Genomic DNA, 14869 nt, shown 5'->3' with positions numbered 1-14869 from the left:
GCCAGAGTATTTATTTCTTCAATCAATTCTTTGGTAATCATAATTCCTCCGATAAATTTCATTTCGTCACTTATGATATTATACTCCACCTGGTCAAGGGGGATAAATTTCTATAAAAAACTCTTTTGTTAGAAAGGATTTAGAGTCATTTATGAAGAATACGAAAAATAGAGTATGTGTAATTAAAAATTTCTGCGGGAGGTGTCAAGCATGCGGTGCGGACACAGAAAGTATTTGAAATTTTTTAACATAAAGACAAGCTTTTGTCTGTTGGCAATGCTGGCAATTCTTTTTGGTGTATCGAAAATTATGCCTGTAATGCCAGCGGAGGCCTATGTGGAGAAGGTAGTCCATGTGGGATATTTTGAAGAGGAGGGGTTTCAGGCAGGTGCCGATGCCAATAAAGTAAAAAGTGGTTATGGATATGACTATTTGCAGCGCCTCAAGTTATTGACCAACTGGAAGTATGAATATGTATATGGGTCATATGGGGAACTGTATGACAAGCTTTTAAAGGGGGAAATTGACCTCTTGGGGGGGCTGGCCTATACCCCGGACCGGGTCGCTGTTTTGAATTATCCGAAGGAACCAATGGGAGCGAGTCAATATTTGTTCTTTAAACGGTCTTCCAATGATTATATTACCTCGGATCCGGCTTCACTTAATGGTAAACGGATTGGGACGCTTACCGGAGCTCAGGTGAAGGTTGTGGAAAAGTTTTTGGTGGCTAATAATCTTGAGGCAGAGGTTGTTCTGTACACCGATATTAAGGAAAGGGATAATGCCCTCAAAAAAGGTTATATCGATGTAATGATTGCCGAGGGGTATAATGCTTTCCAAAATCAGGGGATTGAGGTTTGCCTTGAGGCTGGTGGGACGGACTTTTATATGGTGGTCAATAAGGCACGCCCAGATATTTTGGATGATCTTAATCAGGCCCAGCATCGGTTATATCAGGAAAATCCGCAGTTTATCAGTGATTTGGCCAGAAAGTGGTTTAAACGGACTTCTTTTACCACCATTATGTCCCCGGGGGAAAAGAAATGGCTGGCGGAGCACAAGACCATTACAGTGGGATATTTGAACGATTATATGCCATATTGCGGCAAGGATGAGGATGGGAATGTAACTGGTGTAATTACGGACATTGTTCCGGAAATTTTTAAGTCATTAGGTGTTTCCATAAATGTGGAATACAAGGGATATGATACAGCTCTGGAGCTAAATGAAGCCTTGCACCAGAGGGAGGTTGATGTTATATTCCCGACCCTGTCCAATTATTGGGTGGCTGAGATGCATGAGCTGGTTCCAAGTGTACCGGTTGTCAGTTCATATTTTAACCTCCTGTATGTTGGAGAATATCCTGATATGACCAAAGCCAAATTGGCTGTCTCCAAACGCCGGGGGACAATGGAGGATTATAGAACCATATATTATCCAAATAATGAGGTTATATATTGTACTGATATTTATGATTGTATGGATGCAGTTAAGCAGGGAAAGGCCGATGCTGTTATCGTCAGTGACATCAGAACGGAATATCTTCTGCGGGGAAAAGAAGAATACAAGGATTTAAATATGGCGCAGTTAACCAATGATGTTGCCCTGGGGTTTGCTGTGCTTAATTCCAATGTTGAAGTGATGCAGGTTATAGACCACGGTCTGGGGCTGATGGATAAAGAATTTGCTCTTACCCATGTTTACAACTATATGCCAAAGCACGAAATCACTACGCTGGACTTCTTCAGAAAGAATATTTGGATTCCGATAATCGCCTTAATCACCATTTTCCTGCTGGTCATATTGTTTATTTCCCGTGAAAATAAGAAAAACCGCGAGCACCTTCAGGAAACAGAGCAGCAACGGGCTGAACTGGCCGATAAGGTAAATGAGGTTTCAAATTTGAACAGGGAATTGCAGGATCAGCAGGCCCTGCTGGAGGAGATTTCGGTAGAACGGGCACTGCAGCTGTCGGAGACCAAAAAGCTGAATAAAGAGCTTCAGGAGCAGCATACTGAACTCACCAAGGCCAGGGAAGCAGCAGAAAAGGCCAATAATGCCAAGACTACTTTTTTGTTCAATATGAGTCATGACATCAGAACGCCGCTTAATGCAATAATTGGGTTTACTGAGCTGGAAGATCGTGACCCGGATAATAAAGAAAAAAACCGGGAATACCGTAAAAAAATTAAAATGGCCAGTACCCAGCTGCTGGATATTCTGAACAATGTTTTGGAAATGTCTCGTATTGAAAGCAAAAAACTGGTTATTGATGAGGAACTGATAAATGCCATAGAGCTGTTTAATTCCTGCCTTACCGTGTTTGAAGGGGAGCTGAAGAAGAAAAATTTGAAATTTGATTGTTCATATGTTATTAAGCATCAGTTTTTATATATAGACCGTACCCATATGTCGGAAATCATAATGAATATCATCAGCAATTCTGTGAAATATACTCATGACGGTGGCAGCATCTTTGTTGGTGTCAGGGAATTGGAAGGTAGCAAGGCTGGTGAATGTCTTATTGAATTTACGGTGCGGGATACCGGTATCGGTATGTCCGAGGAATTTGTAAGCAAGATTTACGAACAATTTTCCAGGGCCCGGAACACCTCTCAAAGCGGTATTCAGGGTACTGGCCTTGGTATGGCCATTGTTAAACACATCATTGATATGATGGGTGGAACAATCAAAATAAACAGTAAACTGGGTGAAGGAACGGAAATTATTTTCAGCATTCCACATCGGATTGGTGAAGCTCCTTCGGTGGTAACCGATAATACAAAACAGTCTGATGATTTTGATTTCAGTGGCAAGCGGATTCTTATGGCGGAAGATAATGAGCTTAATGCGGAAATATCCACGACCATATTGGAGGATAGTGGCTTTACAGTGGAGCGGGCCAAAGATGGTATAGAGTGTATTGACATGCTGCTGAAAAATGAAGCAGGTTATTATGATATGATTCTCATGGATATACAGATGCCAAATCTGGATGGCTATGGGGCTACCCAGCGGATACGGTGCATGGAAGATAAGGCCAAGGCTAATGTTCCTATCGTTGCCATGACAGCCAATGCCTTTAAGGAAGACCAGCAGAAGGCCTTTGAGATGGGGATGAATGCTCATTTGGCCAAACCAATCGATATAGATAAGATCTTTAAGACTTTACAGGATATATTGAAATAGATATATACCCTTTACTGTTTTTTTTCATTTTCTTATGGTATTATAGACAGGTAAGGTTTGAAAGATTTTGGAGGTGTGATTATGGTAACGGAAGAAACCATGATGTTCCGCTTTGGGGCGGATGAGAATAAAGCTGAAAATATTATTCGCAGTACCTGTTCCTCAATGGAAAAGAAGGGCTATAATCCAATCAATCAGCTGGTAGGTTATCTGCTTTCCGGTGACCCGACCTATGTTACCAGCTTTGAGGATGCTCGTAAGAAAATCCGTACTCTGGAACGGGATGAGATTTTAGAGGAACTTATCCGGTCCTATTTGGAGAAGAATTGATGGAAAGGGCTTTAGGACTTGATGTTGGGGACAGAACCATTGGGATTGCGGTCAGTGACCTGTTAGGAATGACAGCACAGGGCGTGGAAACTATTCGTCGCTCCACTATGGAGGCGGATATCGACCGGCTGAAGGAACTAACGGTACAGTACGAAACTACTAAATTTATAGTAGGTTATCCCCGTAATATGAATGGGACAGAGGGACCTCGTTGTGAATTTGTCAATGAATTTTGTGACGAGGTAAGGAAGGGAATTCCGGAGGCAGATATTGTTCTTTGGGACGAACGCCTGTCCACTGTGGCGGCTACCCGTTCATTGATTGAGGCGGATGTGAGCCGCAAGAAGCGGAAAAAGGTCATTGATAAAATGGCGGCGGTATTTATTTTGCAGGGCTGGCTGGACAGCAAATGAGACTTGTTTAATTGTAAGGGATTTTAAAGGAGAAAGAACATGGCAGATAATAAACATATGGATGAAGAAATGATGGACTATGAACCAATAATTGTTACCTTTACGGATGAGGCCGGCAACGAGCGTCATTTTGCCGAGGAGATGCGTATTCCGATGAACGGTGAGGAATATGCTCTTTTGGTCGGGTTGAATACTGAAGGTGATGAGGATTTTGATGAGGAAGAAAATGTGACCATTGCCAAAATCACCAAGGACGAAGATGGGGAAGATGTATATATTGTTGATTTCCCTGAGGAGGAGTTCGATCGGGTTGTAGAAGAATATAACCGGATTTGTGATGAGATGGAAGCTGAATAGTTTACTACTATTCGGGAACGGTTGCTGTCGGCAATCGTTCCTTTTATTTTTCCCATTTTTTTGCAGATGTGATATAATACACGGGTAACTTTACTGATGAATTTCAAATATCAGTTTCTATAACTACGAGGTGAGATTATTGGACTTTAAAAGTATCGTTGATACCTTAAAGAACTTCATAGAAAAAAGCATATCGTATGATGCCAAGGCCAGTGCGGAAGAAATAAACAGAAAAAAGCGGAACATTATGATAGGCTCAGTTGTGGCTTTAATTGTGATGATTTTTATTTTTGTCGGGGTATTCTTTAGTTTTAGATCTTCCAGTAATGTGGCAGTGGACAAGAACAAGGAAGTAATTTATGTTCGGGTGGTGCCGGGCATGGGATCGGATGCCATTGGGAAAATGCTGGTGGAAAAAGGTGTTGTTTCTTCGACCACAAAGTTTTGGTTGGCCAGCAAGCTGAATGGAGCTGACGCTAAATTCAGGGCCGGTACTTTTGCCATGAACAAAAATATGAGTACCGGTGATGCCATTTCCATATTGATGAATGGCAAGTCGGCGTCTCTGTGGGTAACCATTCCGGAGGGCTATAATGTAAAGGAAATAGCCAATAGACTGGATGAAAAGGGAATATGTGATAAGGATGAATTCCTGCAGCTGGCCAAGAATTATGCGCCGTATGATTATATGGAAAAACATTCGGAAACCAGCTATCGGGTGGAGGGCTTTTTGTTTCCTGACACCTACGAATTTAGCAGTGATGCTACTGCCGAGGATATTATGCGGCGGATGATTGATGAATTTGATAACAAGTTGACGCCGGAGATGAGAAGTAAGGCGGCAGCCAAAAATATTTCTGTTTATGATTTGGTAACCATGGCATCCCTGATTGAAAAGGAGGCCCTGTATGAAACGGACCTGCCGTTGATTTCCCAGATTTTCTGGAAACGGGTGGCTATCAGCATGCCTCTGCAAAGTTGTGCAACCATTCAGTATATATTGGGCACGCCGAAGGAAGATTTGTCGGTGGAGGATACCAAACTGGCCTCACCGTACAATACCTACCAGAATTATGGTCTGCCACCAGGACCTATTGCCAATCCTGGACTGCGGTCTTTGAAGGCAGCTTTGGAGCCGGCTGATACGGATTATTTGTATTTTGTGGCTGATCGTAACGGTAACACCTATTTTACAAATACCTATGATGAACATATGACAAAGGTGGCACAGGTTCGTTAATGGAAGATTTTTCTGCACTTTTAGAGGAAATGGAAGCTTACGGGCGGATAAACAGGGTTCCTATTATAAATGAACAGGGGTTGCCGGTTCTTTTGGCAACGGTGCGGAAAAAAAAGCCGCATCGGATATTGGAAATCGGCACTGCCATTGGCTATTCGGCCTTGCTTATGGCCAAGGAAGCAGCGACAGATGTGGAAATTGATACCTTGGAGCTGTCTGAGGAACGGGCGGCTTTGGCCAGGGAGTATATTTCCCGTTCGCCATATAGTGACAGAATCCGAATTCATATTGGTGATGCCGGAGAAAATATACAAAAGCTGGCAGGGAAGTATGATTTTGTATTTATTGATGCAGCCAAAGGGCAATATCCGGACTATTTCCGCAAAATATATCCATTGCTGACCGAGAAGGCCACTGTGGTGGCGGACAATGTGCTGTTTCGGGGCTATGTAATGGGGAAGGTGGAGTATCCCCGTCGATTTAAGACCATTGTGAAACGGCTGCGGGAATACATTGATTTGGTTACAAAAAGCAATGAATTTGCAACTGTGATACGGGAAGATGGTGACGGTTTGGCGGTAAGCCAGCGTCTGCCAAAGGAGTAATAATAAATGATAAAGAAACCAGAGCTGCTGGCACCGGCCGGAAATATGGAAAAGCTGAAAATGGCGCTTATTTATGGTGCTGATGCAGTTTATCTTGGAGGAAAGGCCTTTGGCTTACGGGCCTTTGGCGGAAATTTTGATAATGATGAGCTAAAGGAAGCAGTGGATTTTGCCCATGGACTGAATAAAAAGGTCTATGTGACGGTCAATATTTACCCCCATAACAGTGATATGGAGAAATTGCCGGAATATCTGGCATTTCTTAATGATATAAAGGTGGATGCCTTGTTGGTGGCTGATTTGGGCGTTTTTTCCTTTGCCAGACAATATGCTCCGGATGTGGAGATTCATATCAGTACCCAAGCCAATAACACCAACTGGGTGAGTGTAAACGCCTGGAAGGATATGGGGGCTGCCCGGGTGGTTTTGGCCCGGGAAATGTCCCTGGGGGAGATTCGGACTATCAGGGAAAAATGTGATGTAGAGCTGGAAATGTTCGTTCACGGTGCCATGTGCATATCCTATTCCGGTCGCTGCCTTATGAGTAACTATATGACCGGACGGGATTCCAACCGGGGCAGCTGTGCCCAGCCGTGTCGTTGGAAGTATTCCCTGGTGGAAGAAAAGCGTCCTGGACAGTTTTTTCCGGTGGAGGAGGACGAACGGGGGACCTACATATTTAATTCCAAGGATATGTGCTTGCTGCCCCATTTGCCTGATGTTATTGAAAGTGGCGTGGACAGCCTGAAAATAGAGGGCAGGATGAAAAGTGTTCACTATGTTGCCAGCATTGTCAAAGCCTATCGGGCGGCTATTGACAGTTATTGTCAGTCGCCGGTTGATTTTCAATTAAAACAGGAGTGGATTGATGAGCTGGGGAAGGTTTCCCATCGCCAGTACACCACCGGCTTTTATTACAATAAACCAACAGCTGATGACCAGATTTACGGCAGCAGCTCCTACGAACAGACTTCGGATTTTGTGGGACTGGTGTTGGCTTATGACGAGGTAACCGGATACGCTACAGTGGAGCAACGGAACAATATGAAGCTTGGGCAGGAAATCGAGGTTTTTCAACCGAATTTGCCAGGCTACCGGATGACCTTGGCGGAGATGTACAATGATGAAGGAGAGGCCATTGAGGTGGCACCACACCCTCAGCAGATAGTGAGAATGAAAATGGCCCATCCGGTTGAACCATATGCAATTTTGCGCAGAGATGTATAGAAGGAGTTTTATGATATGGCTAAGGTACTAGTGATGCACGGTCCAAATCTGAATTTACTTGGCCGGCGGGAACCGGATATTTATGGTTATGAAACGCTGTCAGATATCAATGATATGCTGCAGAAGCAGGCGGCGGCCCAAGGGGTAGAGACGGATTTTTTCCAGTCAAACCATGAGGGCGCTTTGGTGGATGCTCTGCAGCAGGCCCAAATGGATGGGGTTGATTTTATCATTTTAAATGCAGCAGCCTACACCCATTACAGTATTGCTATACGGGATGCCATTGCAGCTATCCAGGTTCCGGTTATCGAGGTGCATATATCCAATGTGCATACCAGAGAGGAGTTCCGGCATAATTCCGTTATTGCTCCGGTAGTAATGGGACAGATACTTGGGTTTGGCATTGATAGTTACTATGCGGCCATGGCTGTGGCATTGAAAAAAATCAAGGGGAAGAGTTAAAGCAGGTGTTTATAAATGGTTAAAGACAGGATAAATACCCTGCGGGATTTTCTGCGGGAAAAGAAGCTGGAGGGCATAATCGTCAACAAGCTGGAAAATGTGTTTTATTTCAGCGGATTTACCGGTGATGATACCATGCTGGTTATTTCTCAAAACGATGCTGTTTTGGTTACTGATTTTCGATATGTTGAGCAATCAGCAGCGGAGGCACCGGATTTTCGTCTGGTTAAACAAGAAAATGGGCTTTTGAGCAAGGTTGCTGACACTATAAGGATTATGGGAATTGCCAGACTGGGGTTTGAAGGTAATGCTCTGGTATGGGACTGGTTCAGCCATATAAAGAAAAATTTGTCGGATGAAGTTCATATGGAATCGGTACAGTTGGATTCGCTTCGGCAGGTGAAGGAGCAGGCAGAAATTGACTGCATAAAAAAAGCCATGGCCATCAGTGATCAGGCTTTTGATGATATTTTGGGCTATATTAAACCGGGGATAAGCGAAAATGATGTGGCTGCCCGACTGGAAAATGTGATGCGGTCCCTTGGCTCCATGCGACTAGCCTTTGCCACAATAGTGGCCTCCGGCCAGCGGGGAAGCCTGCCCCACGGAACTGCAACAGAAAAGTTGATAAATTATGGTGAATTTGTTACAATGGACTACGGTGCTGTTTACAAAGGGTATCATTCTGATATGACCCGTACCGTGTGTGTAGGCCGGGCTGATGACAAGCAGCGGGATGTTTATGATGCTGTCTTGAAGGCTCAGCTTATGGGGGTATCCTTGGTAAAGCCGGGAGTATCTGGTAAAGAGGTGGATCTTGAGGTAAGAAAATACCTTGACAAACGGGGATATGGAAAATATTTTGGCCACGGACTGGGCCACAGTCTTGGTTTGGAAATCCATGAGTCTCCCAGCTTGTCACCTAAAAGTCAGTGTACTAATCTCCAGACCAACATGCTGGTCACCGTTGAGCCAGGGGTATACATACCAGATTGGGGCGGTGTCCGCATAGAAGATACAGTGCTGATAACGGATAAATCAAAGGAAGTTTTGACTGCTTCACCGAAGGAATTGATTGAAATCTCGGTATGATTTGTCTGTGGTATATAAATTAAAAAATAATTTTCTATTTAAAAATTGGAGGGTTTTTCTAATGATTACAAGTACAGATTTCCGTACAGGTTTAACTATCGAAATCGATGGTGGCGTATGGCAGGTTGTTGAGTTCCAGCATGTAAAGCCAGGCAAGGGTGCTGCCTTCGTTCGGACCAAGATCAAGAACATTGAGACTGGTGCAGTGGTAGAGCGTACCTTCAACCCAAATGAAAAAATGCCACAGGCTCGTCTGGATACTGCCCGTATGGCTTATCTCTACGAGACTGACGGAATGTACACCTTTATGGACAATGAGACTTATGAGCAGACTGAGCTGAACAAGGAACAGCTGGGTGATGCTTTGAATTATCTCCAGGAGAATATGGAGGTGTCTATTCAGTCCTTTAAGGGCCGGGTAATCGGTGTAACTCTCCCTAACTCTGTTGAGCTGAAGGTTACTGAGTGTGAGCCAAGTGTAAAGGGCAACACTGCTACTGGTGCTACCAAGATGGCTACTGTTGAGACCGGCTATACTGTTCGCGTTCCTCTGTTCATTGAGGAGGGCGATGTACTCCGCATTGATACCCGTACCGGTGCATACATTGAGCGTGCATAAGTAAAATGATAATTACTCAGTTGGAGCTTTAAGCTTCGGCTGAATGTAGTCGAATAAAGTACCCGTTAGTGCAGGGTAAATTGTGAATACTCTAAAACCTGTTGGCCTCTGTCCGACAGGTTTTTTTATTTTGAGTATACATATTATGCACAATTCTTGAATAAGAATTATATGTTTGGTATAATGGTAAACGAGTGATATTGTATATAAATATTGAATAGGGGGGTCAAAAAATGGCTAATGATGTGATTAAGATTGAAGACGGTATGGGCTCTGTTCGTATTGGTGATGAAGTTGTAAGTATGATTGCCGGAATGGCGGCTACTGAAATCGATGGCATAGCCGGTATGAGTGGCGGCCTGGTTGAGGGTATTGCTGAGCTGTTGGGCCGTAATTATATGTCCAAGGGCGTTAAGGTTGAAGTGGGCGAAACTGAGGCCAGAGTTGACCTTTACATAATTGTAAAATATGGTGAGCGTATTCCTGAGGTGGCTATAAGCGTTCAAGAAAATGTTAAGCGGCAGATTGAGGAATTTACCGGCCTTACTGTGGTGGAAGTCAATGTATATGTTCAGGGAATTGACTTTGGCGATGACGAAAAAAAGGATGAAGAGAGAAAAATTCGCTAGGGGGCTGTGTAATGGGATTTATCAATAGAGTCCTGCTGTTTTTTTATACCCTTTTCTTCGGTATTGTGAGCCTGGGGGTAATTCTTCTGGTGTTCAATGTGATACCGGAGCGGGTTTTGCTGAATGAATATCAGTATGCAGTTCACCAGTGGCAGACTGGGGCAATTGCCGGCGTGGTATTCCTGTTAAGCGTACATTTGCTGTTTTGCGCATTTGCCGGTAAGCGAAAAACTGAAACCACCAGTGGGGATATTGTGCTTGTACACGGTGAAGTAGGGGATGTCAATGTCTCTCTTAACGCCATAAAGGAAATGGTGGAGCGTATTTCGTCCAATGTTCGTGGAGTACGGGAAGCCAAGGTAAAGTGCGTGTTGGAGCACAGTGAGGAAAAGGGTGATTATCTGCGGCTGGACATCAGGATAAATGTTGGTCAGGAGCGCAGTATAGCGGCTATTTCCGATGAATTGCGGACTCTGGCTGGCAAGTATTTGACAGAAATTGCCTGCATAAATAATTTTGAAGTAGCAGTATCTGTTTTGGAGATTGTGAGCGGAGTTGTCGTCAAGAAGAGACGGTTGAAGTGATAGGTGGTGCCTTAATGGAAGACGAGAAAAGCTTTAAGGAAGCCCTGCTTGGCGGTTTGCGTACCCAATGGGAAAGAAAGCCAGGCACAATTCTGGGAGTTTTGGTTGGTATAATCTTTGCAGTGGGAATTCTTCTGTTTGGTTTTTGGAGCGTATTCTTCGTTGCAGTTTGTGCCGGATTAGGCTGTTTCATCGGGCGAAATGTGGATAAGGGTGGAAGCTTTATCGACAATGTACGGGATTCGTTTCCCAACAATATTCACCGGTGGCGTTGATTATTTGTGGAATTATATGATTATTTGTAGGAATCGAGGAATTAATATATGAGTCGTAGACGAGCTCGTGAAGTTGCACTTCAGACCTTGTTCCAGCTGGATATGAATCCGGTGGAAAAGGGGGCCGAGGTGGCCGAAGCAAGACAGGCTGCCATTGATGTTGCCGTAGCTGCAATGGATGATGATGAAAAGCTGGGCAAAAAGGATATGGCCTTCCTGGTGGAATTGGTAAATGGTACAGAAGATAATCGTGATGAAATTGACAGTATCATTTCGGAAAATTCAAAGGAATGGAAGCTGCAGCGAATGGCCGGTGTGGACAGAAACATTACCCGCCTGGCTGTATATGAGCTGAAATTTGGTGAAGAAAAACTGACCCCGAATATCGTTATAAATGAGGCTGTAGAGCTGGCCAAGAAATTTGGTACTGATGAGTCCAGCCGGTTTGTAAATGGTATTTTGGGAGCAATAGCCCGTGCGTAATCTTTGGGCCGCATTTATGGTGCGGCCCTCTTATTGCGTTTTGTCTATTTTATGGATGGTGACATTATGGCAGTAATCAGAAGTGTATCTGAGATAACAAAATATATTGCCGGTCTTTTAAAAAATGACCTTCATTTGCACAATGTCACTATTCGGGGCGAGATTTCCAATTTTAAGCAGTATGCCTCCGGTCATTGTTATTTTGACCTAAAGGATAAGGAGTCTATTCTTAAATGTGTTATTTGGCGCAGTTATGCCGAGCGGCTGCGTTTTAGGCCGGAAAATGATATGCAGGTGTTGGCCACCGGCAGTATTGAGGTCTATGAGCGGGATGGCAAATATCAATGCTATGTGACCAGAATGCAGCCGGATGGTGTTGGGGAACTGGCTCTGGCTTTTGAACAGTTGAAGGAAAAGCTGGGACAGGAGGGCCTGTTTGATGATGAATATAAGCAACCCTTGCCGTCATTTCCCAAGACCATTGGGATTGTCACCTCACCGACAGGTGCTGTACTGCGGGATATATATCGGGTTGCAAAACGACGGCTGCCGTCCATAAAGCTGGCACTGTTTCCGGTACAGGTACAGGGCGTCGGAGCAGAGCAGCAGATTGCAGCAGGCATAGATTTTTTCAACAAAAAATATCCGGTGGATGTGCTTATTGTGGGCCGTGGCGGTGGTTCTATGGAGGATTTGTGGTCCTTCAATGAGGAAGCCGTGGTCCGGGCTATTTTTAGATCTAAAATTCCGGTAATATCAGCAGTGGGGCACGAAACTGATTTTACGCTGGCCGATTTTGTGGCTGATGTACGGGCGGCTACGCCATCCCAGGCAGCAGAGCTGGCTGTTCCGGATATAGGTGATGTGACTCAGCGGATAAAGTCCATAAAAGTGCGGCTGGCTTTGGGAGCTATGGCGGCTATTAAGGAGAAACGGCAGAGCGTGGAGGCTCTAGGCCGGAGTTTTGTTTTCACTCAGCCGGAAAAAATGCTGGAATCAAGAATTGTCAAAATCGAAACCCTGGCAAATAAATTGAATCAGTTGGCTAGACAGCTGATAAAGGACAAAAAACAGGGACTGCTGCATAATATGGAAAAGCTGGAGTTGATAAACCCTATGGGGGTTATCCGGCGGGGATATGGTATTGTATATAACAGCGATGGGGCTATTTTAAGTCATATCGGTGATGTAAAAATAGATGATGTGTATTGCATTAAGATAAAGGGCGGCGAATTCGAGGCCCAGGTGAAGTCTATAAAGGAGGAATAAGCCGTGGCACGGAAGAAGGAACCATCCTTTGAAGAAAATTTGGCTAATTTGGAAAAAATTGTTGATAAACTTGAAAGTGGGCAATCCAGCCTGAAGGAGATTATGGAGGAATATACCCTAGGGATGGAGCTATCCAAGAAATGTCTGGATGAGCTGAAAACAGCTGAAGACCAGATGGATGTAATTCTCCGGGAAAATAATGGTGATGTTTTAACGGAGCCGCTGGACCTTGAGGGAGGAATTTAATCAATGGACAAGACACAGTGGAACGAGCGGAAAAAAATAATTGAAAAGGCTCTGGTTGAGGAACTGCAGGAAGACAAAGCCCTTGACCCAAGACTTTGTGAGGCTATGAAATACAGTCTTACGGCTGGAGGAAAGCGTCTTCGTCCTATCCTGGTGATGGCAGCCGCGGATGCCATCGGGGCTACGGGGACGGACTATATCCATATTGCCTGTGCGCTGGAAATGATTCATACATACTCCCTTATCCATGATGATCTGCCGGCTATGGATAATGATGATTATCGTCGGGGCAAGCTGACTAACCATAAGGTTTTTGGTGAGGGAATGGCTGTATTGGCCGGAGATGCTTTGTTGACTCAGGCGTTTGAGGTGATTCTTCGTCAGGATAATGTGCCAGCGGAGGTCTTGGTACAGGTGGTCCGGGAGGTCGCCATTGGAGCTGGTCCAAATGGAATGGGAGGCGGTCAGTCAATCGACCTGGAGGCTGAAGGCCACCAAATGGCAATGACCATAGAGGACCTTCGGAAAATGCACGGAGCCAAGACGGGAGCGCTTTTCCGGGCGGCTATACGAAGTGGGGCTATTGTGGCCGGTGCTAATCCGGAGGAGTTAGCTGCCCTGACCAGATATGCTGAATGCTTTGGACTGGCTTTTCAAATAACGGATGATATTCTGGATGTTGTGGGAGATGAAGCTGTTATTGGTAAACCAGTAGGCAGTGATGAGCGCAACGAAAAATCAACCTATGTTACTTTGACATCCCTGGATGAAGCCAAGAAAATGGCGGCTGATGCCGTTAATGAAGCGGTAGATGCCCTGAATATGTTTGGGGATAAAGCAGCTTTTCTGCGGGAATTGGTGGAAAGTCTGTTAAATCGAGATAAATGATAAGGGGCTAAGTGATGCTTCATAATATGTTAGACAGAATAAACAGCCCGGCTGATGTAGCAAAATTGGGTTTTAATGAGCTGGTGGCTCTGGCTGGTGATATCAGAAATCAAATAATTGATACCTGTGCGGCCAATGGCGGTCATTTGGCACCGAGCTTAGGTACAGTGGATTTGACCTTGGCTCTTTACAGTATTTTTAATCCGGAGCGGGATAAAATCATCTGGGATGTAGGCCATCAGGCCTATACCCATAAAATCCTCACCGGGCGTAAGGACAGATTTAAAACTTTGCGTACCAAAGGGGGCATTACCGGTTTTCCGAAGATGTCCGAATCAGCCTGTGATGCCTTTGGGGTCGGTCATGCCAGCACCTCAATTTCAGCGGCGGTGGGTATGGCCATCGAGCGGGATATGCTGAAACAAAATCACAAGGTTATAGCCGTAATCGGTGACGGAGCCTTTACCGGTGGCGAGGCATATGAAGGCTTGAATTATGCCGGCACTATGGGAAAAAACATCATAGTTATTCTCAATGATAACGAGATGTCCATTGATAAGAATGTTGGGGCCATGTCGGAATATTTGGCCCGTATTCGTATTGATCCGCAATACAACAAAGTCAAGAAGGATTTGCAGGAGTTTATTACGCAAAGTCTGCCTTTTGGTGAGACCTTGTGGAAGGCCGGTGATTCATTAAAGGACGGTATTTATGCTGCGTTGACACCGGGAAGTCTCTTTGAATTTTTGGGCTATACCTATGTAGGGCCAATTGATGGCCATAACATCCCTTTTATGAAGGAAGTTTTTGAGAAGGCCCGGGATTTGGAAGGGCCGGTGCTTATTCATGTACGGACCACCAAGGGCAAGGGCTTTGATTTTGCGGAAAATGAGCCGGATAAATTCCACGGTGTTGGTAAATTTAACCGGGAAACGGGTGAAATGGTCAAAAAGCCGGGGGC

18 protein-coding genes are annotated in these 14869 nt (G+C 44.7%); all 18 read left to right on the top strand.

What is annotated here, in order from left to right:
• Nucleotides 1–210 precede the first annotated feature (210 nt).
• Entirely contained in the window at nt 211–3189 is a 2979-nt protein-coding gene (locus tag QZV24_RS08545) for an ATP-binding protein (RefSeq protein ID WP_294522862.1), read from the top strand.
• A gap of 81 nt (nt 3190–3270) precedes the next feature.
• A complete protein-coding gene (locus QZV24_RS08540) occupies nt 3271–3519 on the top strand; it encodes an IreB family regulatory phosphoprotein (protein WP_290656533.1) in 249 nt (82 codons plus the stop codon).
• Nucleotides 3519–3932: a Holliday junction resolvase RuvX gene (gene ruvX / locus QZV24_RS08535; RefSeq protein ID WP_294522858.1), complete on the top strand. Its 414-nt coding sequence runs from the start codon at nt 3519–3521 to the stop codon at nt 3930–3932. Before QZV24_RS08540 ends, ruvX begins: the two co-directional genes overlap by 1 nt.
• Nucleotides 3933–3971: 39 nt before the next feature.
• A complete protein-coding gene (locus tag QZV24_RS08530; protein ID WP_294522855.1) occupies nt 3972–4289 on the top strand; it encodes a DUF1292 domain-containing protein in 318 nt (105 codons plus the stop codon).
• Between the two features lie 139 nt (nt 4290–4428).
• Nucleotides 4429–5529, top strand: coding sequence for an endolytic transglycosylase MltG (gene mltG, locus QZV24_RS08525; RefSeq protein ID WP_294522852.1), 1101 nt, complete (start codon nt 4429–4431; stop codon nt 5527–5529).
• Nucleotides 5529–6134 (top strand): O-methyltransferase, encoded by a 606-nt coding sequence (locus QZV24_RS08520; RefSeq protein ID WP_294522848.1) that lies wholly within the window; start codon nt 5529–5531, stop codon nt 6132–6134. The genes mltG and QZV24_RS08520 overlap by 1 nt, the downstream gene beginning before the upstream one ends.
• 6 nt (nt 6135–6140) lie before the next feature.
• Complete coding sequence (locus QZV24_RS08515; RefSeq protein ID WP_294522840.1) at nt 6141–7361, top strand: U32 family peptidase; 1221 nt, start codon at nt 6141–6143, stop codon at nt 7359–7361.
• A gap of 15 nt (nt 7362–7376) precedes the next feature.
• Nucleotides 7377–7823, top strand: a complete 447-nt coding sequence (gene aroQ / locus QZV24_RS08510) for a type II 3-dehydroquinate dehydratase (protein ID WP_294522838.1) — start codon at nt 7377–7379, stop codon at nt 7821–7823.
• A 15-nt stretch (nt 7824–7838) separates the two neighbouring features.
• Nucleotides 7839–8915 (top strand): Xaa-Pro peptidase family protein, encoded by a 1077-nt coding sequence (locus tag QZV24_RS08505; protein WP_294522835.1) that lies wholly within the window; start codon nt 7839–7841, stop codon nt 8913–8915.
• 61 nt (nt 8916–8976) lie between these two features.
• The gene (gene efp / locus QZV24_RS08500) at nt 8977–9534 is read left to right on the top strand and encodes an elongation factor P (protein ID WP_294522832.1); all 558 of its coding nucleotides are present in this window, start codon (nt 8977–8979) and stop codon (nt 9532–9534) included.
• Nucleotides 9535–9767: 233 nt separating this feature from the next.
• A complete protein-coding gene (locus tag QZV24_RS08495) occupies nt 9768–10163 on the top strand; it encodes an Asp23/Gls24 family envelope stress response protein (protein WP_290656543.1) in 396 nt (131 codons plus the stop codon).
• A gap of 11 nt (nt 10164–10174) precedes the next feature.
• Nucleotides 10175–10747, top strand: a complete 573-nt coding sequence (gene amaP / locus QZV24_RS08490) for an alkaline shock response membrane anchor protein AmaP (protein WP_290656544.1) — start codon at nt 10175–10177, stop codon at nt 10745–10747.
• A 14-nt stretch (nt 10748–10761) separates the two neighbouring features.
• A complete protein-coding gene (locus QZV24_RS08485) occupies nt 10762–11022 on the top strand; it encodes a DUF2273 domain-containing protein (RefSeq protein WP_294522827.1) in 261 nt (86 codons plus the stop codon).
• Between the two features lie 48 nt (nt 11023–11070).
• Complete coding sequence (gene nusB, locus QZV24_RS08480; RefSeq protein WP_294522824.1) at nt 11071–11505, top strand: transcription antitermination factor NusB; 435 nt, start codon at nt 11071–11073, stop codon at nt 11503–11505.
• 66 nt (nt 11506–11571) lie between these two features.
• Nucleotides 11572–12774, top strand: coding sequence for an exodeoxyribonuclease VII large subunit (gene xseA, locus QZV24_RS08475; protein ID WP_294522821.1), 1203 nt, complete (start codon nt 11572–11574; stop codon nt 12772–12774).
• Between the two features lie 3 nt (nt 12775–12777).
• On the top strand, nt 12778–13020 hold the full coding sequence (gene xseB / locus QZV24_RS08470) for an exodeoxyribonuclease VII small subunit (protein WP_290656548.1): 243 nt from the start codon (nt 12778–12780) through the stop codon (nt 13018–13020).
• Nucleotides 13021–13023: 3 nt separating this feature from the next.
• On the top strand, nt 13024–13908 hold the full coding sequence (locus QZV24_RS08465) for a polyprenyl synthetase family protein (RefSeq protein ID WP_294522818.1): 885 nt from the start codon (nt 13024–13026) through the stop codon (nt 13906–13908).
• Between the two features lie 26 nt (nt 13909–13934).
• A partial coding sequence (locus tag QZV24_RS08460) for a 1-deoxy-D-xylulose-5-phosphate synthase N-terminal domain-containing protein (protein ID WP_294522815.1) occupies nt 13935–14869 on the top strand: 935 nt, incomplete at its 3' end.

It is taken from the genome of uncultured Anaerovibrio sp., assembly GCA_902786545.1.
Taxonomy (GTDB): Bacteria; Bacillota; Negativicutes; order Selenomonadales; family Selenomonadaceae; genus Anaerovibrio.
Note: the sequence above shows the minus strand (reverse complement) of the source record. Positions and strands in the feature narration are given on the sequence as shown.

Excerpts from the sequence above, each read along its gene's own strand:
- xseA (WP_294522821.1), top strand. The coding sequence starts at position 11,572 with ATGGCAGTAATCAGAAGTGTATCTGAGATAACAAAATATATTGCCGGT.
- QZV24_RS08465 (WP_294522818.1), top strand. The coding sequence starts at position 13,024 with ATGGACAAGACACAGTGGAACGAGCGGAAAAAAATAATTGAAAAGGCT.
- QZV24_RS08545 (WP_294522862.1), top strand. The coding sequence starts at position 211 with ATGCGGTGCGGACACAGAAAGTATTTGAAATTTTTTAACATAAAGACA.
- aroQ (WP_294522838.1), top strand. The coding sequence starts at position 7,377 with ATGGCTAAGGTACTAGTGATGCACGGTCCAAATCTGAATTTACTTGGC.
- QZV24_RS08515 (WP_294522840.1), top strand. The coding sequence starts at position 6,141 with ATGATAAAGAAACCAGAGCTGCTGGCACCGGCCGGAAATATGGAAAAG.
- QZV24_RS08485 (WP_294522827.1), top strand. The coding sequence starts at position 10,762 with ATGGAAGACGAGAAAAGCTTTAAGGAAGCCCTGCTTGGCGGTTTGCGT.
- QZV24_RS08505 (WP_294522835.1), top strand. The coding sequence starts at position 7,839 with ATGGTTAAAGACAGGATAAATACCCTGCGGGATTTTCTGCGGGAAAAG.
- efp (WP_294522832.1), top strand. The coding sequence starts at position 8,977 with ATGATTACAAGTACAGATTTCCGTACAGGTTTAACTATCGAAATCGAT.
- ruvX (WP_294522858.1), top strand. The coding sequence starts at position 3,519 with ATGGAAAGGGCTTTAGGACTTGATGTTGGGGACAGAACCATTGGGATT.
- nusB (WP_294522824.1), top strand. The coding sequence starts at position 11,071 with ATGAGTCGTAGACGAGCTCGTGAAGTTGCACTTCAGACCTTGTTCCAG.
- QZV24_RS08530 (WP_294522855.1), top strand. The coding sequence starts at position 3,972 with ATGGCAGATAATAAACATATGGATGAAGAAATGATGGACTATGAACCA.
- QZV24_RS08520 (WP_294522848.1), top strand. The coding sequence starts at position 5,529 with ATGGAAGATTTTTCTGCACTTTTAGAGGAAATGGAAGCTTACGGGCGG.
- QZV24_RS08540 (WP_290656533.1), top strand. The coding sequence starts at position 3,271 with ATGGTAACGGAAGAAACCATGATGTTCCGCTTTGGGGCGGATGAGAAT.
- amaP (WP_290656544.1), top strand. The coding sequence starts at position 10,175 with ATGGGATTTATCAATAGAGTCCTGCTGTTTTTTTATACCCTTTTCTTC.
- QZV24_RS08495 (WP_290656543.1), top strand. The coding sequence starts at position 9,768 with ATGGCTAATGATGTGATTAAGATTGAAGACGGTATGGGCTCTGTTCGT.